At 72.4% G+C, this 20,271-nt stretch carries 15 protein-coding genes and 1 pseudogene; 6 read left to right on the forward strand and 10 right to left on the reverse strand.

What is annotated here, in order from left to right; all coding sequences use genetic code 11:
* Positions 1-132 precede the first annotated feature (132 nt).
* Complete coding sequence (locus tag ACZ6R9_RS00450; protein ID WP_380487142.1) at positions 133-1,350, forward strand: D-alanyl-D-alanine carboxypeptidase family protein; 1,218 nt, start codon at positions 133-135, stop codon at positions 1,348-1,350.
* On the opposite strand, the gene ACZ6R9_RS00455 is transcribed toward ACZ6R9_RS00450, so the two are convergent.
* The 3 genes from ACZ6R9_RS00455 to ACZ6R9_RS00465 form a co-directional block, all read right to left on the reverse strand.
* Positions 1,347-2,258: a class I SAM-dependent methyltransferase gene (locus ACZ6R9_RS00455; RefSeq protein ID WP_465535563.1), complete on the reverse strand. Its 912-nt coding sequence runs from the start codon at positions 2,256-2,258 to the stop codon at positions 1,347-1,349. The two genes, ACZ6R9_RS00450 and ACZ6R9_RS00455, sit on opposite strands and share 4 nt — an antisense overlap.
* A 96-nt stretch (positions 2,259-2,354) precedes the next feature.
* Positions 2,355-3,299, reverse strand: coding sequence for a YihY/virulence factor BrkB family protein (locus ACZ6R9_RS00460; RefSeq protein ID WP_380488615.1), 945 nt, complete (start codon positions 3,297-3,299; stop codon positions 2,355-2,357).
* A gap of 252 nt (positions 3,300-3,551) precedes the next feature.
* On the reverse strand, positions 3,552-4,550 hold the full coding sequence (locus tag ACZ6R9_RS00465; RefSeq protein ID WP_465535566.1) for a glycosyltransferase family 2 protein: 999 nt from the start codon (positions 4,548-4,550) through the stop codon (positions 3,552-3,554).
* A gap of 142 nt (positions 4,551-4,692) precedes the next feature.
* On the opposite strand from ACZ6R9_RS00465, the gene ACZ6R9_RS00470 reads away from it, so the two are divergent.
* A complete protein-coding gene (locus tag ACZ6R9_RS00470) occupies positions 4,693-8,271 on the forward strand; it encodes a bifunctional glycosyltransferase/CDP-glycerol:glycerophosphate glycerophosphotransferase (RefSeq protein ID WP_465535568.1) in 3,579 nt (1,192 codons plus the stop codon).
* A 114-nt stretch (positions 8,272-8,385) separates the two neighbouring features.
* Positions 8,386-10,812, forward strand: coding sequence for a CDP-glycerol glycerophosphotransferase family protein (locus ACZ6R9_RS00475; RefSeq protein WP_465535570.1), 2,427 nt, complete (start codon positions 8,386-8,388; stop codon positions 10,810-10,812).
* Between the two features lie 9 nt (positions 10,813-10,821).
* Here ACZ6R9_RS00475 and ACZ6R9_RS00480 read toward each other — a convergent pair.
* The 7 genes and pseudogenes from ACZ6R9_RS00480 to ACZ6R9_RS00510 form a co-directional block, all read right to left on the reverse strand.
* Positions 10,822-12,597 (reverse strand): annotated as a pseudogene (locus ACZ6R9_RS00480) (stealth conserved region 3 domain-containing protein); the annotation flags it as partial.
* An 82-nt stretch (positions 12,598-12,679) separates the two neighbouring features.
* A complete protein-coding gene (locus ACZ6R9_RS00485) occupies positions 12,680-13,237 on the reverse strand; it encodes a 2'-5' RNA ligase family protein (RefSeq protein ID WP_465535572.1) in 558 nt (185 codons plus the stop codon).
* On the reverse strand, positions 13,237-14,274 hold the full coding sequence (gene trpS / locus ACZ6R9_RS00490; RefSeq protein ID WP_465535574.1) for a tryptophan--tRNA ligase: 1,038 nt from the start codon (positions 14,272-14,274) through the stop codon (positions 13,237-13,239). Before trpS ends, ACZ6R9_RS00485 begins: the two co-directional genes overlap by 1 nt.
* A gap of 29 nt (positions 14,275-14,303) precedes the next feature.
* The gene (locus ACZ6R9_RS00495) at positions 14,304-15,617 is read right to left on the reverse strand and encodes a hemolysin family protein (RefSeq protein ID WP_380488609.1); all 1,314 of its coding nucleotides are present in this window, start codon (positions 15,615-15,617) and stop codon (positions 14,304-14,306) included.
* A gap of 69 nt (positions 15,618-15,686) precedes the next feature.
* Positions 15,687-16,679, reverse strand: a complete 993-nt coding sequence (locus ACZ6R9_RS00500; protein ID WP_380488608.1) for a malate dehydrogenase — start codon at positions 16,677-16,679, stop codon at positions 15,687-15,689.
* Positions 16,680-16,930: 251 nt separating this feature from the next.
* Positions 16,931-17,329 (reverse strand): DUF3017 domain-containing protein, encoded by a 399-nt coding sequence (locus tag ACZ6R9_RS00505; protein ID WP_380488607.1) that lies wholly within the window; start codon positions 17,327-17,329, stop codon positions 16,931-16,933.
* 17 nt (positions 17,330-17,346) lie between these two features.
* The gene (locus ACZ6R9_RS00510; protein WP_380488606.1) at positions 17,347-18,201 is read right to left on the reverse strand and encodes a bifunctional methylenetetrahydrofolate dehydrogenase/methenyltetrahydrofolate cyclohydrolase; all 855 of its coding nucleotides are present in this window, start codon (positions 18,199-18,201) and stop codon (positions 17,347-17,349) included.
* 242 nt (positions 18,202-18,443) lie between these two features.
* Here ACZ6R9_RS00510 and ACZ6R9_RS00515 point away from each other — a divergent pair, with 242 nt between their 5' ends.
* From ACZ6R9_RS00515 to ACZ6R9_RS00525, 3 genes are all read left to right on the forward strand, one after another.
* Entirely contained in the window at positions 18,444-18,878 is a 435-nt protein-coding gene (locus ACZ6R9_RS00515; RefSeq protein WP_380488605.1) for a hypothetical protein, read from the forward strand.
* Entirely contained in the window at positions 18,875-19,345 is a 471-nt protein-coding gene (locus tag ACZ6R9_RS00520; protein WP_380488604.1) for a DUF2752 domain-containing protein, read from the forward strand. Before ACZ6R9_RS00515 ends, ACZ6R9_RS00520 begins: the two co-directional genes overlap by 4 nt.
* A 140-nt stretch (positions 19,346-19,485) precedes the next feature.
* Positions 19,486-20,205, forward strand: coding sequence for an RDD family protein (locus tag ACZ6R9_RS00525; protein ID WP_380488603.1), 720 nt, complete (start codon positions 19,486-19,488; stop codon positions 20,203-20,205).
* Positions 20,206-20,271 lie beyond the last annotated feature (66 nt).

The raw sequence follows: 20,271 nt of genomic DNA on the forward strand, positions 1-20,271 counted from the left end.
GGTCCTTCGCGGCAGACGGGTGGCCCGTCCAGTATGCGCGGCCCGCCGAACGGAGCAGTGGGCGGTACTCGTTCGTGGCGCCGGGAGGCACCTTCGACGGTGGGGCGGCGGGTCGCGGGTTAGCTTCCGGGAATGCAGACAATCCGCCGGATCGTCCTCGGTTCGTCCGCGGCCGCGCTGGTGCTGCTCCCGGTCGGCCGTCCGGCCGCGAGCGCCATGACTTCCGGCGATGCCCCGCCGCCCCCCGTGGTGGGCGGCGACCGGCTGGGCGCGGCGGGCGTGCAGGTCGCACTGGGCGCGGGGGCGCCGCCGTTGCCGTCCGGTCTGACCGGGAAGGCCTGGGTGGTGGCGGACGCGGGCAGCGGCGAGGTGCTGGCGGCGTTCAACGCGCATGCGCAGCTGCCGCCGGCGTCCACCCTGAAGATGCTGTTCGCGGACACCGTGCTGCCGCGCTTCCCGGCGGACGAGGTGCACCGGGTGACCTCGGCGGAGCTGCAGGGGATGGGTGCGGGCAGCAGCCTGGTCGGCATCAAGGAGGACCTGGACTACAAGGTCGAGGACCTGTGGCGCGGGGTGTTCCTGTCCTCCGGCAACGACGCGGTGCACGTGCTGGCGAACATGAACGGCGGGGTGGCGAAGACCGTCACCGACATGCAGGCCCGCGCGGACCAGTTGCAGGCCCGCGACACCCATGTGGTCAGCCCGGACGGTTACGACATGGACGGGCAGGTCACCTCCGCGTACGACCTGACGCTGTTCGCCCGGGCGGGCCTGCGCAACGAGGAGTTCCGCGGGTACTGCGGCACCCGCTGGGCGCAGTTCCCCGGCGCGGTCGACAAGAACGGGCAGCGCGGCAGTTTCGGCATCGCCAACACCGACCGGCTGCTCGGCAAGTACCCGGGGCTGATCGGCGTGAAGAATGGTTACACCACCAACGCGGGCGCGACCTACACGGGCGCCGCCGTGCGCGGCAGCCGCACCCTGCTGGTGACGGTGATGCACCCGGACAGCAGCCCGAAGGTGTACGACGAGGCGGCGGCGCTGCTCGACTGGGGCTTCGCCGCGGCGGGCAAGGTCACCCCGGTGGGTGCGCTGGCCGAGGACCGGGCCCGGCCGGTCACCGAAGCCCCGTCCGCACCGGCCGCGCCGTCCGCCGACCCGCCCGCGAAGCAACCCGACCCGGTGCGGGCCGCGCACGCCAGGGCGAACAGCCCGGGCGCGGCGACCTGGACGGGGGTCGGCGTGTGCGCGGCGGTCGCGGCGGGCGGGATGCTGCGGCTGCGCGTGCTGCGCCGCCGGGCCGCCCTGCGGGAGGCCCGGGCCCGCAGCAGGCCGCCCGAGTGGCGCTAGTCGGACTTGCGGGCGCGCCCGGCGGCCAAGGCGCGGCGTACCGCGCGGGTGGCGACCGGGGGCATCACGTCGAGCGCGACCCGGCGGGCGAGCGAGCGCCGCGGGCGCGGGCGGCCGGCGGGTCCGGCCGGGCTGCCGGCCTGGGCCCCGGCGGTGGTGTCCGAGCGGCCGGACGGCTCGTCCCAGGCGAGGCGGTGGCAGGTCTGCCCGGCCAGGTACTCCTCGTCCATCCGGAAGCCCTCGCCCCGCCAGTCCCGGGCGAACAGGTCGGCGCGGACCGCGTCCGGGTCGCCCCAGGTGCCGTAGAACTTCTCGGGGGTGAGCAGCACCGGCTTCAGGCCGAGGGTGAACACGGCCTCCCAGACGGCGGCGTGCACGCCGGGGGTGTGCGGGGCGCGGTAGTCGTCGAGGGAGACCACGCCGTTGCCGGCGAGGACGTCGCGGGCCACCCGGATGTCGCCCGCGACGTGCTCGTACAGGTGCGAGGCGTCGATGTGGACGAAGCGGCAGCTGTCGGTGGGGATCCGGCCGTCGGCGAGCACCGAGGTGGGGGCCTGCACGATCGTCGGCAGTTCGGCGTGGAAGGCCTGGTAGTTGGTCTCGAAGGCGCGCCGGGTGAGGGTCGAGCGGTAGGACATCGACATCTCGGCGGAGTTCTCGTCGTCCGGCGCGTCCATGTCGAACAGGTCGCAGACGGTGAAGGTCTCCCCGGGGTGAAGGTGGTCACCGAGCAGGATCGCGGAGCGGCCCAGGTAGGCGCCCATCTCCAGCAGGTCGCCGGTGACGCCGGCCTCGCTCTGGCGGCTGAGCAGCCAGGAGAAGACCTCACGGTCGACGCGGAAGAACCACCCGGGAACATCGTCGGGGGTGGCGGGCACGGGCGGAGCGGCGGTGGTGTCGAGTGACACACGGCCTCCTGGGAAGGTGGCCGGGGCGCGAGGACGCACCGGCAGGACGGTCGGACGGCGGGACGGCCGAGCTTGATGTTGTGACCGGGATCATAGTCAGTTGTCCGCATGTCGGACAGGGGGTGAACGAGGCGTTTCACCAGCCTGCGCCAGTGCCGCCTCGGCCTGTCTGACGGCCCGTCGGCGGGCGGCCTCCGGGTCGGCGAGTGCCGTCCAGGCCGCGCAGTACATCAGCAGTCTGGACACGAAGTTGATCCACAGCAGCAGTGCCACGGGCACCCCGAACGCCCCGTACAGGCTGCGGCCGGCGACCGAACCCAGGTACGAGGAGAGCGCCACTTTGAGCAGCTCGAAGCCGACCGCGCCGATCAGCGCCCCTTGCAGCAGGGCCCGGCGGCGCTGGACCACGATCCGCGGGAACGGGCCGAGCAGGTAGCAGAAGAGCAGCAGGTCGGCGCAGACGGCGATCAGGAAACCGAGCCCGGACAGCAGCCGGCGGGCGCCCCCGCCGTCCAGGCCGAGCCAGTCGGAGAACCGGTGCGCGAGCGTGGTGGCGACCGCGGACGCCGCCAGCGAGGCGAGGCAGACCAGGCCCAGTCCGAGCAGCACCACGCTGTCCCGGGCTTTCACCTGAACGAGGTTCCCGCCCTCGTCGGGCAGGCGCCACACGGTGCGCACCGCGCCGCGCATGGTGTCCACCCAGCCGAGGCCGGAGGCCAGCAGCAGGGCGCCGGAGAGCAGTCCGACGGTGCCGGCGTTGGCGACCATCGCGTTCAGGTCGAGCGCGTCGGCGAGGCCGGGCAGCTGTTCGGCGATCTTCTCCTGGAGCTGGTGCACCCGGGAGTCGGAGAGCGTGGCCAGCGCGATCGCCAGGGCCACGGTGAGCAGCGGGAACAGGGCCAGGAACCCGAAGAAGGTGACCGCCCCGGCCAGCCGGTTGCCCTCCACGTCGGCGAACAGCCGGTAGACCAGGTACGGGCGGCTGCGCAGGATCCGGGCCACCAGCGGACCGATCAGGGGCAGGCCGGTGAGGAAGTCCATCCTCCGCTGTATACCGGCCGGACGATGCGGCGTCCGGGTGACGCGCCGTCGGCCGGACGGCTCAGCGGCTCAGCGCTTCGAAAGCGGCTCCGAAGCAGCTCGAAAGCGGCTCAACGGCAGCTCGAAAGCGGCTCGAAAGCGGCTCAACGGCAGCTCGAAAGCGGCTCGAAAGCGGCTCAACGGCAACTCGAAGGTGGCTCGAAGCAGCTCAAGGGCGACTCGAAGCCGACTCGAAGCCGGCTCGAAGGCGGCTCAGCGGCGCACCGCGCGGCGGGCCTTGGCCAGCACCCGCAGGCTCTGGAAGCCCAGGTAGCTGCCGCGGCTGAGCAGTTCGCCGCGCACGCCCTCCGGCCCGGCGGGCGGCCGGTAGCCGGCCGGGCGGTGCCGGGCGCAGTGCTCGGCGGCGCGGCGGAAGAACTCGCGGCGGTCGGCGGCCGGGACGCGTCCGGGCTTGGTGACGACGGTGGCGAGGTGGCCGAGCATCATCCGGTAGATGACCGGCCGCCAGCGGTCCAGGTCGGGGCGGGCGTCGAGGAAGGCGAACACCCGGTCGTACTGCTCGAAGACGTCGAAGTGCTTGCGGGAGGCGGTGGCCAGGATGTTGCCGCCCTCGCGGCGCTGCCGGTAGTGCACGCCGACCTGGTCGAGCAGGGTGATGGACTCGGCGGCGAGCAGCGCCGGGTAGGTCCAGGGGGTGTCCTCGTAGTACCCGGGCGGGAAGGTCAGGCCCTGCTGCTGGACGAATTCGCGGCGGTAGGCCTTGTTCCACACCACCTGGAGCAGGTCGAGCAGGTCGCGGCGCTCGTCCAGGGTGAAGGTGTCGGCGCCGGGCTTGGCGAACACGGGGGCGGAGGCGGAGCGCACCACGCGGCCGTCCCAGTAGCTGCGGGCGTAGTCGTACACCAGCAGGTCGGGGTCGCCGGTGGCGCGCAGCCGGGCGTCGGTGGCGGCCAGCAGGTCGGGGGTGAGGGTGTCGTCGCTGTCCAGGAACAGCAGATAGTCGCCGGTGGCGAGTTCGAGTCCGGCGTTGCGGGCGAGGCCCAGGCCGACGTTCTGCTCCAGGTGACGGACCGTCACCCGCTTGTCCCGGTAGGCGACTTCGTCGAGGATCGCGCCGCAGCCGTCGGGCGAGCGGTCGTCCACGGCGATCAGTTCGAAGTCGGTGAAGGTCTGCCCGAGGACGGACTCCAGGCAGGCGGGGAGGTACTCCTCGACGGCGTGGACGGGCACGATCACGCTGAACCGCGGCATCTCTTCACTCTCCTGACCTGGCCTGGCCAGGCGCAGACTAGCAAGCCCGGAGAGGTAGGATCGCGGCCGGTGCCGGTCCGGGTTCGACACATCTGCCGGGCCCACCCGGCCGCACTCCCTGAGGAAAGGCTCTGCGCTCCCGATGGCCCCCCGTCTGTCCGTCGTCGTCCCGATCTACAACGTCGAGCGCTATCTCGAGGAGTGCCTCGACTCGATCGCCGCCCAGACCTTCGACGACTTCGAATGTGTCATGGTCGACGACGGCTCCAAGGACTCCAGCGCGTCCATCGCGAAGGCCTACGCCGCGAAGGACTCGCGCTTCCGGCTGGTCCAGCAGGTGAACAAGGGCCTCGGCGCGGCGCGCAACACCGGTTACCGGCACATCTCCGAGGGCACCGAGTTCCTCGCGTTCGTCGATAGTGACGACACCATGCCGCCGTCCGCATACGAGCTGATGATCGGCACGCTGGACGAGACCGGCTCGGACTTCTGCACCGGCAACGTGCTGCGTTTCCGCGCCGTCGGCCACTACCAGTCCGGCGGCCACCGCAAGCCGTTCGCGGCGACCCGGCTGCGCACCCACATCACCGAGATCCCGGCGCTGGTCACCGACCGCACCGCGTGGAACAAGGTGTACCGCCGCTCGTTCTTCGACCAGGCCGGTGTGCTCTACCCCGAGGGCATCCTGTACGAGGACGCCCCGGTCAGCGTGCCGCACCACTACCTGGCCCGCCGGGTGGACGTGCTCGCCGAGCCGATCTACCACTGGCGCGAGCGGGAGGTCGGCGAGATGTCGATCACCCAGATGAAAACCAACCCGAAGGGCGTCATCGACCGGGTCAAGTCGATGGAGCTGGTCCGCGACTGGCTGGGCAAGCAGACCGACCCGAAGTTCCGCAAGTACCTGCACTCCTACGACGAGAACAACCTCGTCGAGGAGATCCCGATGTTCTTCGGCTCGGTGCTGGAGGGCGACCCGGAGTACAACGCCGCCTACCTGGAGTCGGTCGGCCGCCTGCTGCGCGCCATCGGCCCGGACCAGGTCCGCAAGCTGCGCGCCCCGCTGAAGCTCAAGTACCACCTGACCCTGCAGGGCCGGCTCGCCGAGCTGATCGAGCAGCTGCGCTTCGAGAAGGACAGCAACGGCGCCGCCCCGGCCCGCGGCCTGCTCCGCCCGTACGCCGACTATCCGTTCCTGCGCGGCGGACGCAAGAGCGTCCCGGCGGACGTGCTGCGGCTGAGCAACGCCCTGGTGATGCGCTCCCGGGTGTACGACGCCCGCTGGTCGGGCGGCCGGCTCCAGCTGACCGGGCACGCCTTCCCCGAGCACCTGGGCGCCGAGAACAAGCACGACATGGTCAAGGCGCTGGTCCTGCGCGAGGCCAAGAGCCGCCGGGTGGTGGCGGTGCAGACCCGGGCCGAGTTCAGCCCGGAGGCCACCGCCAGCTCCCCGCACGACCTGTACAGCTGCGACTGGGCGGGCTTCTCCGCCACCATCGACCCGCAGCGGCTCAAGCACCGCGGCGAGTGGAAGGACGGCTCCTGGCGGGTGCTGGTGGCCGGCGTCGGCAAGGGCGGCGTCTACAAGGGCCGGGTGTCGGTCGGCTGGCACGACCGCGCCGAGTACGCGCCCGTGCACTGGGTCGAGGACGACGTCCGGGTGGTGCCGTGGCAGCGCGACGGCCACCTGCTGCTGCGGGTGGAGCGGGTGCGTGCCCGCGCCACCGCGGTGTCCGCCGAGAACGGCACCCTCGAACTGCACGGCCTGGTCCGCTCCGGCGCCGACCTGGCCGGCGCCGAACTGCGGCTGAAGCACGTCGAGTCCGAGCGCGACGTGGCCGTCCCGCTGGACCTGGGCGTCCCGTCCGGCCGCGACCTGCCGTTCACCGCGCAGGTCCGGGTCGCCGACCTGACCGCCGTCCGGGAGGCCTGGAACGCCCTCGACCCGACCTCCGAGAAGCGCACCCGCGACCGCTGGGACCTCGAACTCAAGCTCTCCGACGGCACCGGCCTGCCGGTCGTCCTGGACGACCGCCGCGCCCCCGTCGGCCTGCACCTGCCGCTCGGCGACGGCGCCCGCGCGCTGTACGCCAAGCCCTCCCCCAGCGGCTACCTGCAGCTGTGCGACCAGGTGCTGCAGCCGGTCGTCGAGGAGATCACCCGGGCCAAGGGCGGCGAGGGCTTCATGCTCAGCGGCTCCTTCCCGCTGCCCGGCACCCACCGCTACGAACTGGTGATCCTGCACGGCAAGCGCCGCGAGGAGCACGCCTACCCGGTGGAGATCGCCGACGGCCGCTTCCGGGCCGCGCTGCCCGCGGTGCCGACCGCGTCCTTCGCCGGAGAGGTCCCGCTGCACAAGGGCACCTGGACGGTGCTGTTCCGCCCGGTCGGCGCCGCCGTCGACAGCGAGTGGCCGGCCGCGGTGCTCGCCGCGTCCACCTTCGACGCCCTGCCGCTGGAGCTGGAGGCCCGCGGCAAGCGGGTCGCCCTGGAGCGCCGCGCCTTCGACAGCCTGTCGCTGGAGTCCCACGACCCGCTGTCCCCCGCCGAGCGCAGTGGCTACCGGCAGCGGCAGCTGCGCACCGCGTACACCGAGGGGCAGCGCCGTCCGCTCACCAACACCGTGCTCTACCACACCGTCCGCGAGGACTGGTGGGCCGCCGACGGCGGCCTGTACGCGGACTCGCCGCGCGCCGTGCACGAGGAGCTGGTCCGCCGCGGCCTTCCGCTGCGCCACCTGTGGACCTCCGTCGATCTGCAGGCCGAGCTGCCGCAGACCGCCGAGTGCGTCCGGCACCGCTCCCCCGAGTGGTTCGAGGCGCTGTCCACCGCCAAGTACATCGTCACCTCCACCCACCTGCCGACGTACTTCCGCCGCCGCCCCGGCCAGGTCGTCCTGCAGACCTGGCAGGGCTCCCCGCTGAAGCGGATCGGCACCGACTTCGAGAAGGTCTGGTTCACCGACTCCGGCTACCTGGAGCACCTCAAGGAGGAGGTGCCGCAGTGGAGCCTGCTGGTGGCGGGCAGCCGCTGGGCCGCGCCCGTGCTGCGCCGCGCCTTCGGCTTCGAGGGCAAGGTGCTGGAGAGCGGCTACCCGCGCAACGACCTGCTGTTCGCCCCCGACCGGGAGAAGACCGCCGAGCGGGTCCGCGAGCAGCTCGGCCTGCCCGAGGGCAAGCAGGTGGTGCTCTACGCGCCCACCTTCCGCGAGGACCGGCGCCTGCCCGACGGCGGCTACCAGCTCAACTTGCAGCTCGACCTGGAAGCGGCCCGCGCCGCCCTCGGCGACGACCAGGTCCTGCTGGTCCGCGCCCACGAGGTGGTCCGCGGCCGTCTCCCCGAGGCCGGCAACGGCTACGTCTGGGACGTCAGCACCTACCCCGACATGGCGGAGCTGCTGCTGGTCGCCGACGTCCTGGTCACCGACTACTCCGCCTCGGTGTTCGACTTCATGAACACCGGCCGTCCGGTGCTGTTCTTCACCTACGACCTGGAGCACTACCGCGACAACCTGCGCGGCTTCAGCCTCGACCTGGAGACCAAGGCCCCGGGCCCGCTGCTCAGCACCTCCGCCGAGGTGGTCGCGGCGCTCGGCAACCTGCCGCAGGTCACCGCCGAGTACGCGGAGAAGTACGAGGCGTTCCGCGAGGCGTACTGCGACCTGGACGACGGCGATGCCGCCGGACGGGTGGCGGACGCGCTGCTCGCCGAAGGCGAGTGAGCGGGAAATAGCTCCAGGAAAATCGAATATCATATGCAAATAAGTCAATTCCCTCCCTTTTTTGCAAAGGGGGGGAATTGACTTTTCCCCGCATTGTGCACTGGGATATCTGGAATGTCCCACCTCGTACGGCGCCCCACCACCGCCCGGCCCGCGCGCCCCACCGAACCGGCCGCCGCCGCCGCCGCCGCGCTGCGCCGCGCCGTCTGGGAGAGCGGGGAGCTCGTCCTGACCGGCGAAGGCCGACTCCTCGACACACCCGGCGAACGCCCCGGACAGACCCGCATCGTCCTGGAACTGCACCCCACCGACGGGAGCCGCCGCCCGCTGCGGCTGCGCACCGTCCCGCACTACCTGCCCGAGGCCACCGACGACAGCGCGCAGACCCGGCACAGCCTCGACTGGACCGGGTTCACCGCCCACCTCGAACCGGCGCTGCTGCACGCCCCCGCGCTGCGGCCGGTCCCGGGCTGGCGGGTCGAAGCGGTGGTCGGCAGCGGCCCGCGCCGGGCCCGCGCCCCGCTGGCCGCGTACTGGTGCGGCAGCGGCGAGTACCCGCCCGCCGGGTGGACCGGCCCGGCGCTCCAGCTCGTGCCGACCGTCGAGGACGGCGTGCTGCACCTGACGGTGCGCCCGGCCCGCGCCCGGGTCGACTCCTGCCGCTCCCGCCCCGACGGCTTCGAACTGCGCGGCACCGCCGCCGGCACCAGCGGCGCCCTGGTCCTGCGGCACCGCGCCACCGGCGCCGTCGTGCAGAGCCTGGTGCACTGGCAGGGCCACGAGTTCACCGCCTTCGCCGGCAAGGTCCCGCGTCTCGCCGAGGGCCACTGGGAGCCCTCACTGACGCTCCCCGACGGCGACGCCCCACTCGTCCTGCGCCACCCGCCCACCGGCAGCTGCCAGCTGCCGGTGGGCGCCGGCCAAGTGCTGTACGCCAAGCAACTCGCCGACGACCGCCTGCAGTTCTGCGTCCAGCCGGCCGAACCGCTGATCGACCGGATCACCCCCGTGGACGGCGGCTTCGACCTCGCCGGAGAGTTCCCCGGCGCCCCCGACACCCCGCTGGAGCTGGTGCTGCGGCACTGCGGCGACGGGCGCGAACGGCGTACACCGGTCCGCCCGCCCACCCCGGACGGGGGCGGCCGCTTCACCGTCCGACTGCCGCTCACCCCCGACGGGCCCGACGGTGTGCCCCGCCCGCTCGGCAAGGGCATCTGGGAGGCCCTGCTGTGCCCCGCCGGCCCCGACCGGCACCCCGGCCACCCGCTGCGCCTGCACCCGGCCGCGCTCCCGCTGCTCCCGGCTCCAAGACGGTCCGGCGACAAGTCCTTCCTGCTGCAGCGCCGCTGGCACGACACCCTGATCGTGGACAGCCTCCCGGTGCTCGCCGCCCTCGAACGCAGCGCCCTGCGCCAGCACCGGCTGCGCACCGAGAGCTACCCGGCCGCCCGCCGCCGCCCGCTGCGCGACGCCGTGCTGTACGACGTCTTCGGCGGCCGCGGCTACGCCTGCAACCCGCGCGCCGTGCACGCCGAACTCGCCCGCCGGAAGCTCCCGCTGGAGCACCTGTGGGTGATCGAGGACGGCCAGGAGCAGCCGCCCGGACCGGTGCGCGCGGTCCGGCAGTGGAGCCCCGAGTGGTACGAGGCGCTCGCCACCTGCCGCTACCTGGTCGGCAACACGCACTTCCCGGACTTCCTGCGCCGCCGCGACGGCCAGGTGGTGGTGCAGCTGTGGCACGGCACCCCGCTGAAACGGATCGGCCACCGCATGCCGGAGAACTGCACCACCGCCGGCGGCTACCTGGAGCGGCTGGACCGCGAGGTGCGGCAGTGGAGCCTGCTGCTGTCGCCCAGCCCGTTCGCCACCCCGGAGCTGGTCGCCTCCTTCGGCCACCGCGGCGAGGTGCTGGAAGGCGGCTACCCGCGCAACGACCGGCTGGTCCGGTCCGACCCGGACGAGGTGGCCGCCGTCCGCCGCCGGCTGCGGGTGCCGCCCGACCGCCGGGTGGTGCTGTACGCGCCGACCTGGCGGGACGACCGGCGCGGCGCCGGCGACCGCTTCGAGGTCGATCTGCACCTCGACCTGGCCGCCGCCCGGGCCGCCCTCGGCCACGACCACGTGCTGCTGCTGCGCCCGCACGTGCACTGCGGCGGCGCGCTGCCGGACGACGACTTCGTCCGCGACGTCGCCGACTACCCGGACGTCCAGGACCTGCTGCTGATCGCCGACGTGCTGGTCACCGACTACTCCTCGGTGATGTTCGACTTCGCGGTGACCGGCCGTCCGATGCTGTTCTTCACCTACGACCTGGAGCACTACCGCGACCGCCTGCGCGGCTTCACCTTCGACTTCGAGGCGCAGGCCCCGGGCCCGCTGCTGACCGGCTCCGAGCAGGTGGTGGCCGCGCTACGCGACCTCGACCCGGCGCGGTACCGGGAGAACTATCGCGCGTTCCGCGAGCGGTTCTGCCCGCTGGACGACGGCGGGGCAGCAGTCCGCCTGGTCGACCGGATGCTCGCCCTCGGCGCCGCCGGCTGAGCCGGCCGGCCGCTCGTACGGGCCGGGCACCGGGAAGTACGCGGCCAGGAACGCGGCCATCGCCCGGTCCTGCTCCTGCGCGGGGCTGCCGTCGCCGCTCCCGTCGGCCAGGCAGAACGCCAGCAGGTCGCGCTCGTCGAGCAGCCGGGCCATCCGGTCCCGGTCCTCGGCGCAGTCCACTGCCAGGTACCCGTGGGCGAGGGTGCCGTCCACCGCGGCGCCGCGCAGTTGCGCGTGGTACAGCGCCAGGGTGACGGGGGCGACGTCGGTGGCGGAGCGGAACGCCGAGCGGCCGGTGGCCTCCAGCTCGGTCCGCCAGCGCCGCGCGGAGTCCTCCAGCAGGGTGCGCCGCAGCGCGTACGGGACGTGCGCGAGCACCCTGGTGAAGGCCCGGCCGTGGTCGCGTTGCAGCGCCCGCCGGGTGTTCTGCTGGGCGGCCGTGTAGACGTCGGCGGAGCCGGCCCCGGCGGACGGCGGGACGATCCGGGTGTCGCGGAAGACCCTGGGCAGTCCGTTGCCGAGGAAGAAGTGCTCGGGGCGGACCGGCCCGCCGAGGAACATGTCGTCGTTGAAGTACAGGAAGTGCTCGGCCAGGCCGGGGATCCGGTGCAGTCCGGTCTCGATCGCGTGCGAGTTGAACACCGGTCCGCCGTCCAGCAGTTCGCGGTGCGACACCAGGGTCAGCCCGGGCACCGAGGCGTCCAGCCACGACGGCGTCTGGTCGTCGGTGACCAGGAAGATCCGCCGGATCCAGGGGGCGTACATGGCGATCGAGCGCAGGCAGTGGCGCAGTTCGTCGCGGTTGCGGTAGCGGTGGTCGCCGTCGTCGTGGTCGGTGTCGTCGGCGGACGGCCCGGCGTCTCCGTACAGCCGGGTACGGGCGGCGTCGCGGCGTTGGCACCAGGCGGGGTCGCGGTCGTCGACCCAGGTGATCACGGCGTCCACCGGGAAGCGGACGTCCTCGGGCAGGGCCTGCAGGAACGGTTCCGCGACGGGGTAGTCGTGGTCGCCGACCCGGACGGTGCCGGCCACCTCCAGTGAGGGCAGCCACCAGCCGAAGGGGGTCTGGTCGATCGAGGCGACGGCGCCGCGCGCCGAGCCGTCGGTGTCCCAGAACTCCAGGTCGCAGCCGTGGTCCGAGCCGTAGTACAGGGTGCGGGTACCGGTCACCACCGGCCGGAACAGGCGCACGCCCTTGACCCGCTCGGGCGGCTCGACAGGCTCCACCGGTTCGCTCGCCTCGTCCACCGCTTCGCCCGTGTCCTGCGCGGTCTCCTCCGCCTGCGGCGGCAGCTCGTGCTCGGCGACGGCCTGCGGCAGCTCCTCGGCGAGCACCGTGCGGTGCACACTGCCGTGGCCGAGCAGCGCCGCGTACACGGGGGCGCCGCGGAAGGCGTCGGCGACCACGTCCAGCACCCGGTCCCGGCCGCCGGGGGGAACGGCCAGTCGGTGGCGCGGGCCGCGGTCGGGGATCAGGGTGTAGTGCACCTCGGCGGCGTCCAGCACCCCGGCGACGGCGGTCAGGTTGGCCTGGCGGGCCTGCGGGGCGAGCAGGTCGTCGCGGAGCTCGGCCAGCCGGTCGTGGTGCCGCACGAGCCGGCGGTCGGCGGCCAGCAGCTCGTCCTCGCGGACCCGCCGCGGGTCCGGCGGCGGGGCCGGAACGGCGGCGGGAGCGGCGGGGGCCGGGAGGACGCCCAGTCGGCGAAGCACCCGGCCCGCAGAACGCCGCGCCAGTTTCCGCATCGACCTGCCAGCCATTCTTCTCCTGCCCCGCGATCGCCCCATTCGACGGTAACAATGGGGAAAGCCCGGGCGAAGGAATGGCAAAGGACTCCCAGACAACTCCGGGAATCCGCGAACGGAACGCTCAGGATCGGCCGAACGCGTAACTGCGCCAGGGCCGCCACACCGCGTCGGCACCGAACGTCGAGAGGACGAATTCGGTGACCTCGAACACCGCGCGGAAGGTGCGGGCCTGTTCGTGGGCCTCGTCCAGGACGGGGTCGGGGAGGCCGTGGGCGACGGTGACGTGCGGGTGGTAGGGGAAGGCGAGTTCGCGGGCCAGGGGGCCGGAGCGGACTTCGGCTTCCAGGGCACGGCACTCGTGGGCGCCCTCCTCGACCCGGACGAAGACCACAGGGGAGACCGGGCGGAAGGTTCCGCTGCCCTGGAGCAGCATGCGGAACGGGCGGCTGGCGGCGGCCACGGTCCGCAGGTGGTGCTCGATTCCGGGGAGCCGGTCGGCCCGGGTCTCGGTGGGCGGCAGCAGGGTGACGTGGGTGGGTATCGCCCGGGCCTGCGGGTCGCCGTGGCCGGCCCGGGCGTCCTGCACCTGGCTGCCGTACGGTTCCGGGACGTGTATGGACACGCCGATGGTGACGGCCTCGTCGAGCCCGTCACCATCGGGGGCGGCAGCCGTCGGCATCAGCGCTTCGGCGCCAGGAAGCCGACGCGGTCGTACACCTCGGCGAGCGTCTCGGACGCCACCGCCCGGGCCTTCTCGGCGCCGAGCGCGAGCACCCGGTCCAGCTCGGCCGGGTCGTCCAGGTACTCCTGGGTGCGGGTCTGGAACGGGGTGACCCATTCGGTGAACAGGTCGGCCAGTTCGGTCTTCAGCGCGCCGTACATCTTGCCGTCGAAGTGCGCGACCAGCTGCTCGATGCTCATCCCGCTGAGCGCGGAGTGGATCCGCAGCAGGTTGGAGACGCCGGGCTTGTTGGCCTCGTCGTAGCTGACGACGGTGTCGGTGTCGGTGACGGCGCTCTTGAACTTCTTGGCGCTGGTCTTCGGCGGGTCGAGCAGGCTGATCAGGCCCTTGTCGCTGGCCGCGGACTTGCTCATCTTCGCGCTCGGGTCCTGCAGGTCCTGGATCTTGGCGGTGGCCTTCAGGATGTACGGCTCGGGGACGGTGAAGGTCTTGCCGTAGCGGGTGTTGAAGCGCTCCGCGAGGTCGCGGGTGAGCTCCAGGTGCTGGCGCTGGTCCTCGCCGACCGGGACGGTCTGGGTCTGGTAGAGCAGGACGTCGGCGACCATCAGCACCGGGTAGGTGAACAGGCCGACGGTGGTGCGGTCCGCGCCGTGCTTGAGGGACTTGTCCTTGAACTGCGTCATCCGGGAGGCCTCGCCGAAGCCGGTGAGGCAGTTCATCACCCAGGCCAGCTGCGCGTGCTCGGGCACCTGGGACTGCACGAACAGGGTGCAGCGCTCGGGGTCGAGACCGGCGCCGAGCAGCTGCGCGACCGAGACCCGGGTGTTCTGCCGCAGCGTCGCCGGGTCCTGTTCGACGGTGATCGCGTGCAGGTCGACGACCATGTAGAAGGCGTCGTTGGCCTCCTGCATGTCGACCCACTGACGTACCGCGCCGAGGTAGTTGCCCAGGTGGAATGAGCCTGAGGTGGGCTGGATGCCGGAGAGCACCCGGGGACGGTCCTTCACCGGACCGGTGACCGCTGCGTTGACCATGGGCCCATTGTTCCAGTTCCCCCGGCCGCTCAGGAAACGTCCGGCGCACCCGGGTTGGGCAGTGTGACGGCACTCACCCGCAGCCGTTCGATCCGGCGTCCGTCGAGGCGGGCCACGGTGAGCCGGGCGCCGGACTCGGTGACCACCTGGTCGCCCTTCTGCGGCAGCCGGCCGAGTTCGCGCACCACGAAGCCGGCGACCGTCTCGTAGGGGCCCTCGGGCAGGGTGAAGCCGGTCTCCTCGGTGAAGTCGGCGAGATTGAGCAGGCCGTCGAGTTCGACGCCGCCACCGGCCAGGCGGCGGGTCGCGGTGGTGTCCTGGGCGTCGTACTCGTCGCGGATCTCGCCGATCACCTCCTCGACCAGGTCCTCCAGGGTGACGATGCCGGCGGTGCCGCCGTACTCGTCGACCACGATGGCCAGGTGGTGGCCCTCGCGGCGCATCTCGCTCATCGCCTCCAGCACCCTTTTGGTGGCGGGCAGCAGTTTGACGGGGCGGGCCAGGTCACGGACCCGGGCGGCCTGTTCGCCGCGCACCCCGTACAGGTCGCGGACGTGCACGAAGCCGGTGACGGCGTCGTAGGAGCCCTCGACCACCGGGTAGCGGGAGTGCGGGGAGGAGTCGGTCTCGGCGCGGACCTCGCGCACCAGGCGGTCGCCGTCCAGGAAGGTCACCTCGGTCCGCGGCACCATCACCTCGCGCAGCTGGCGCTCCCCCGCCGCGAACACCTCGTTGATCAACTCGCGTTCGTCCGAACCGAGTTCGGTGTTGGCGGCGACCAGGCCGCGGAGCTCCTCGGGGCTCATCACGCCGCGGCCGGCGGACGGGTCACCGCCCAGCAGGCGCACCATCAGGTTGGTGGAGTGGCCGAGCAGCCAGATCACCGGACGCAGCGCCACCGACATCACGTCCACCACCGGCGCGGCCAGCAGGGCGATCGACTCGGCCCGCTGCAGGCCGATCCGCTTGGGCGTCAACTCGCCCAGCACCAGGGAGGCGTAGGAGATCACCAGGGTCAGGCCGACCAGCGCGACCGCGTCCGCGACGCCGTCCGAGAGTCCGGCCTTCACGAACACCGGGGCGAGTTTGCCGGCCAGCGTGTCGGCGCCGAACGCCGCCGACAGGAAGCCCATGCACGTCACACCGACCTGCACGGCGGCCAGGAACCGGTTCGGGTCGGCCGCCAGGTGCGCGGCCCGGGCGGCGCGGCGTGAACCGGCCGACTCCAGGGTGCGGATCTGCCCCTCGCGCAGTGAGATCAGCGCGATCTCGGCGACGTTGAACAGACCGCCCAGCATGATGAACACCAGGACGAGCGCGGCGTCCTGCAGGGTTTCGGTCACGGCCCGAGTGTAGGAGAACGGCCGGGCGCCCCGTGGGCACCCGGCCGTTCACACGCGGCAAAGCGGCACTCAGATGAGGCCGAGCTCCTGCACCGCGTCGCGCTCCTCGGCGAGCTCCTTGACGGAGGCGTCGATCCGGGCGCGGTCGAACTCGGAGAGGTCCAGGCCCTGGACGATCTCGAACTTGCCGTCCTTGGTGGTGACCGGGAACGAGGAGATCAGGCCCTCCGGCACGCCGTACGAGCCGTCGGAGACGATGCCCATCGAGGTCCAGTCGCCGGCCGGGGTGCCGTTGACCCAGGTGTACACGTGGTCGATGGCGGCGTTCGCGGCCGAGGCGGCCGAGGACGCGCCGCGGACCTCGATGATCTCGGCGCCGCGCTTGGCGACCTTCGGGATGAAGAAGTTCTCGACCCACTCCTGGTCGGCGCCGACGGCGTCGAACGCGGACTTGCCGGAGACCTCGGCGTGGAACAGGTCCGGGTACTGCGAGGCGGAGTGGTTGCCCCAGATGGTGACCTTCTTGACGTCCTCGACCGTCACGCCGGCCTTCTTCGCCAGCTGGGCGACGGCGCGGTTGTGGTCCAGGCGGGTCATCGCGGTGAAGCGCTCGGCCGGCACGTCCGGGGCGTTGCGCTGGGCGATCAGGGCGTTGGTGTTGGCCGGGTTGCCGACCACCAGGACCTTGATGTCGTCCGCGGCGTGGGCGTTGATCGCCTTGCCCTGCGGACCGAAGATGCCGCCGTTGGCGGACAGCAGGTCGCCGCGCTCCATGCCCGCGGTACGCGGACGGGCGCCGACCAGCAGCGCGACGTTGGCGCCGTCGAACGCGACGTTCGCCTGGTCGGTGATGGTGATGTCACGCAGCAGCGGGAACGCGCAGTCGTCCAGCTCCATGGCGACACCCTCGGCGGCCTTCACGCCCTGCGGGATCTCCAGCAGGCGCAGGTTCACCGGCACGTCGGCACCCAGCAGGTGACCGGAGGCGATGCGGAAGAGCAGCGCGTAGCCGATCTGGCCGGCCGCTCCGGTAACGGTGACGTTGACGGGGGTGCGAGTCATATCTACCTTCTCCAGCTGTCGCCAGGCGCCCCAGGCACATCGGCGCGCCGGAGCCGAGGATGATCTCTCGATGTCGAGAGACCCGAGACAGGCTATCGCGAAGGCAGGTGGCTGGGAAAACAGGGGCGCGTGGGGGTACCTCCCGGCCCGCCAGGGCTGGGGGAGAACTGCGCGAAGGGGAACGCACCCGACCGCAAGATCGCGACGCAGGACAATGACCTGCACCTGATCGCGACCTTGCGGACGTGGGCCTAGTGCACGGGGTGCCCGATGAGCCGTCCGATGTTGTCCAGCATCGGGACGTTCAGCCACGGGTTGGGCTGCGCCACCAGCGTGAGCAGCACGATCACCCCGCCGAGTACGAACATCAGGGTGACGTCGGTGAACCGGCTGCGGACGGCGAGCATGCCGACGTCCGGCAGGCCGAGTCGCAGCAGGGCGCCGAGCAGTGGTGCGGCGCCGACGGCGAGCAGGCCGAGCCGGAAGTTTCCGGCCCAGGTGACCAGCAGGCCGAGGGTGGCGACGGCGAGGACCAGGGTGATCGGCCACTGCCGGAGCGGGAGGGTGTGGCCACGGCCGAGTGCCGCCCGGGAACCCTCCGGCGGGAGGGTTCCTTCGGTGGTGACGGGTCGGCGGCGGGCGCGCTTCATGACGCCGGGCACCGGTCTCAGACGCCGGCGCGGCGCTCGGCCGCCTCGACGATGTTGTTGAGGAGCATCGCGCGGGTCATCGGGCCGACGCCGCCGGGGTTGGGGGAGATCCAGGCGGCGACCTCGGCGACGCCGGGGTGCACGTCGCCGACGATCTTGCCCTCGCTGCGGGAGACGCCGACGTCCAGCACGGCCGCACCGGGCTTGACGTCCTCGGGCTTGACCAGGTGCGGGACGCCCGCGGCGGCGACCACGATGTCGGCCTTGCGCAGGTGGAAAGCGAGGTCGCGGGTGCCGGTGTGGCACAGCGTCACGGTGGCGTTCTCGCTGCGGCGGGTGAGCAGCAGGCCGATGGAGCGGCCGACGGTGATGCCGCGGCCGACGACCACGACCTCGGCGCCGTCGATGGCGACGCCGTGGCGGCGCAGCAGTTCGACGATGCCGAGCGGGGTGCAGGGCAGCGGGCCGTCGATGCCGAGGACGAGGCGGCCGAGCGAGGTCGGGTGCAGGCCGTCGGCGTCCTTGTCGGGGTCCATGAGTTCGAGCACGCGGTTCTGGTCCAGGCCCTTGGGGAGCGGCAGCTGGACGATGTAGCCGGTGCAGGCCGGGTCGGCGTTGAGCTCGCGGACGACGTTCTCGACGTCTTCCTGGGTGGCGGTGGCGGGCAGTTCGCGCTGGATGGAGGCGATGCCGATCTCCGCGCAGTCGCGGTGCTTGCCGTTGACGTACCACCGGCTGCCCGGGTCGTCGCCGACCAGGACGGTGCCGAGGCCGGGGACGATGCCCCGTTCCTTGAGGGCCGCCACGCGGACGGCGAGTTCGGACTTGATCGCGGCCGCGGTGGCCTTGCCATCGAGAATCTGGGCAGTCATGTCTCCATTCTTCCGGATCCGGGGTCCGCGCCGTGCCGCCGGGCGGGCGTGCACGGAGCGTCCCTGGCGGACACGGAGCGTGCCGGGGGATTGCGGTTGTGCCACGGTCGTGTCCGTGGCCTGCGTGTGGCTGGACAGCGTGCGGCGCCAAGGCTCACGATGACAAGGCAAGTACCGCCGCCCAGGTCCTGGTGACGGACCGTCGGGCCGCGGGGGACGAACACAGTCGGGGGAATCGACACGTGAGCAATCCGTACCAGCCGGATCCGTACGGCGGTTACGGCCAGGCCGGCGGCCCGTCGGGTCCGCCGCCGCAGCAGCCGTCGTACGGCTATCCCCAGGCGCCGCAGCCACCGCAGCCGCAGCCCGGTTACGGCTACGGGTACCCGCAGCAGCCGCCGCACCCCTCGCACCCGTACCCGCCGGGCGTTCCGATGGCGGTGAACAACAACGCCGCCACGACGTCGGTGGTGATCGGTTTCATCGCGGTCCTGCTGTCCTGCGTCTACGGCGGCGTGCTGGGCCTGGTGGGTCTGGGCTTCGGCGTCTCGGGCCTGAACAGGTCGGCGCAGCTGGGTGGTACGGGCCGAACCGCCGCGATCGGCGGCATCGTGCTGAACTCCCTGTCCGTACTGATCACCCTCGGCATCGTCGTCCTCGGGCTCACCGTCACATGAACCCCGCGACTCCCGGGCCGGCCGGGTCGGTGACGGCCTGTCCGGTGCCGCTGTCCGGCGGCGCGCTGACGGCCCGCCGGTGGCGGTCGGCCGGTACGGTGCCGGGCGCGGTGGCGCGGGTGCTGGTGCGGCCGGCCGCGGCGGCGGGGGCGGCGCTCGCGGTGGCGGCGGTGCACGACGCCCACGACCCGGGCGTGCTCTGCCCGTTGCGGTTGATGACCGGCGTGCCGTGCCCGTTCTGCGGCAGCACCACCGTGTTCATCGAGGCCGGTCACGCGCACTGGGGGGCCGCGTTGGCGGCGAACCCGGTGACGGCGGTGGCGGTGGTGGCGCTGCTGTTCGCGCCGCTGGGACCGGGGCGCTGGTGGCGCCGGCTGTCGTACGGCCGCCGGAACCTGCTGCTCGGCGCGGCCGCGATGGCCGCCTGGGCCTGGGAGTTGGCCCGCTTCGGCATTCTCGCGCTCTGAACGGAGGGTCCGCGGTTGACTGTTGATCCCCCCGTCGTCGGACTCGTCCGCTACTCTCCGACGCGGTCGGCGTGTCCCCTGCCCACCCGTCCCCAGGATTTTTTCGTTCCGTCCACGCTCCTTCCTGCCCGGAGGCATCGATGAGCTACCCGCCCGACCCCAACAACCCTTACGGCCAGCAGCCGGCACAACCGGGTTACGGCTACCCGCAGCAGCCGCCGCAGCAGCCCGGCTACGGCTACCCGCAGGCGCAGGTGCCGCCGCAGCCCGGTTACGGCTACGGCTACCCGCAGATGCCCGGCACGATCCAGGCCAACAACGGCTACATCAACATCGCCAACCTCGGCATGGTGCGGGTCGCCACCATGGGCCAGCGTTTCCTGGCCCGCCTGCTGGACGGCCTGATCAGCAGTGTCGTCGTCGGCATCGCGATGGCGCTGGGCCTGGCCGGTGCGCTGGGCTTCACGGACGGCGCCAGCAAGACCTGCACGGGCTACGGCACCGCCGCGTACCAGGCCTGCGTCAACGAGCGTGCGCAGGCCTCCACCGGCGCCGCCGCCGCGCTGTTCGGCATGGTCGCGGTGGTCGCCATCTTCAACCTGCTCTACGAGTGGCTGATGATCAGCTTCGCGGGCGCCACCCTGGGCAAGATGGCCCTGGGCCTGCGCGTGGTCAAGGAGAACACCGGTCAGAACCCGGGCGCGGGCGCCGGTTTCGTCCGCTTCATCATTCCGCAGGTCGGCTACTTCCTCTGCGGCATCGGCATGCTGCTGGTCTTCCTGTCGCCGTTCTTCGACAACTCCGGCAAGCTGCAGGGCTGGCACGACCGTGCCGCCGGCACCCTGGTGATCAAGAAGTAACGCTCGCCCCGAGCGCCCGAGGGCCCCGCACTCCGGAGACGGAGTGCGGGGCCCTCGGCGTTCGGA

This window comes from Kitasatospora sp. NPDC048662, from assembly GCF_055587065.1.

Bases quoted from the DNA above. Each gene is read 5' to 3' on its own strand.
- ACZ6R9_RS00450 (WP_380487142.1), top strand. From the start codon at position 133: ATGCAGACAATCCGCCGGATCGTCCTCGGTTCGTCCGCGGCCGCGCTG.
- ACZ6R9_RS00460 (WP_380488615.1), bottom strand. From the start codon at position 3,299: ATGGACTTCCTCACCGGCCTGCCCCTGATCGGTCCGCTGGTGGCCCGG.
- ACZ6R9_RS00465 (WP_465535566.1), bottom strand. From the start codon at position 4,550: ATGCCGCGGTTCAGCGTGATCGTGCCCGTCCACGCCGTCGAGGAGTAC.
- ACZ6R9_RS00470 (WP_465535568.1), top strand. From the start codon at position 4,693: ATGGCCCCCCGTCTGTCCGTCGTCGTCCCGATCTACAACGTCGAGCGC.
- ACZ6R9_RS00475 (WP_465535570.1), top strand. From the start codon at position 8,386: ATGTCCCACCTCGTACGGCGCCCCACCACCGCCCGGCCCGCGCGCCCC.
- ACZ6R9_RS00485 (WP_465535572.1), bottom strand. From the start codon at position 13,237: ATGCCGACGGCTGCCGCCCCCGATGGTGACGGGCTCGACGAGGCCGTC.
- trpS (WP_465535574.1), bottom strand. From the start codon at position 14,274: ATGGTCAACGCAGCGGTCACCGGTCCGGTGAAGGACCGTCCCCGGGTG.
- ACZ6R9_RS00500 (WP_380488608.1), bottom strand. From the start codon at position 16,679: ATGACTCGCACCCCCGTCAACGTCACCGTTACCGGAGCGGCCGGCCAG.
- ACZ6R9_RS00505 (WP_380488607.1), bottom strand. From the start codon at position 17,329: ATGAAGCGCGCCCGCCGCCGACCCGTCACCACCGAAGGAACCCTCCCG.
- ACZ6R9_RS00510 (WP_380488606.1), bottom strand. From the start codon at position 18,201: ATGACTGCCCAGATTCTCGATGGCAAGGCCACCGCGGCCGCGATCAAG.
- ACZ6R9_RS00520 (WP_380488604.1), top strand. From the start codon at position 18,875: ATGAACCCCGCGACTCCCGGGCCGGCCGGGTCGGTGACGGCCTGTCCG.
- ACZ6R9_RS00525 (WP_380488603.1), top strand. From the start codon at position 19,486: ATGAGCTACCCGCCCGACCCCAACAACCCTTACGGCCAGCAGCCGGCA.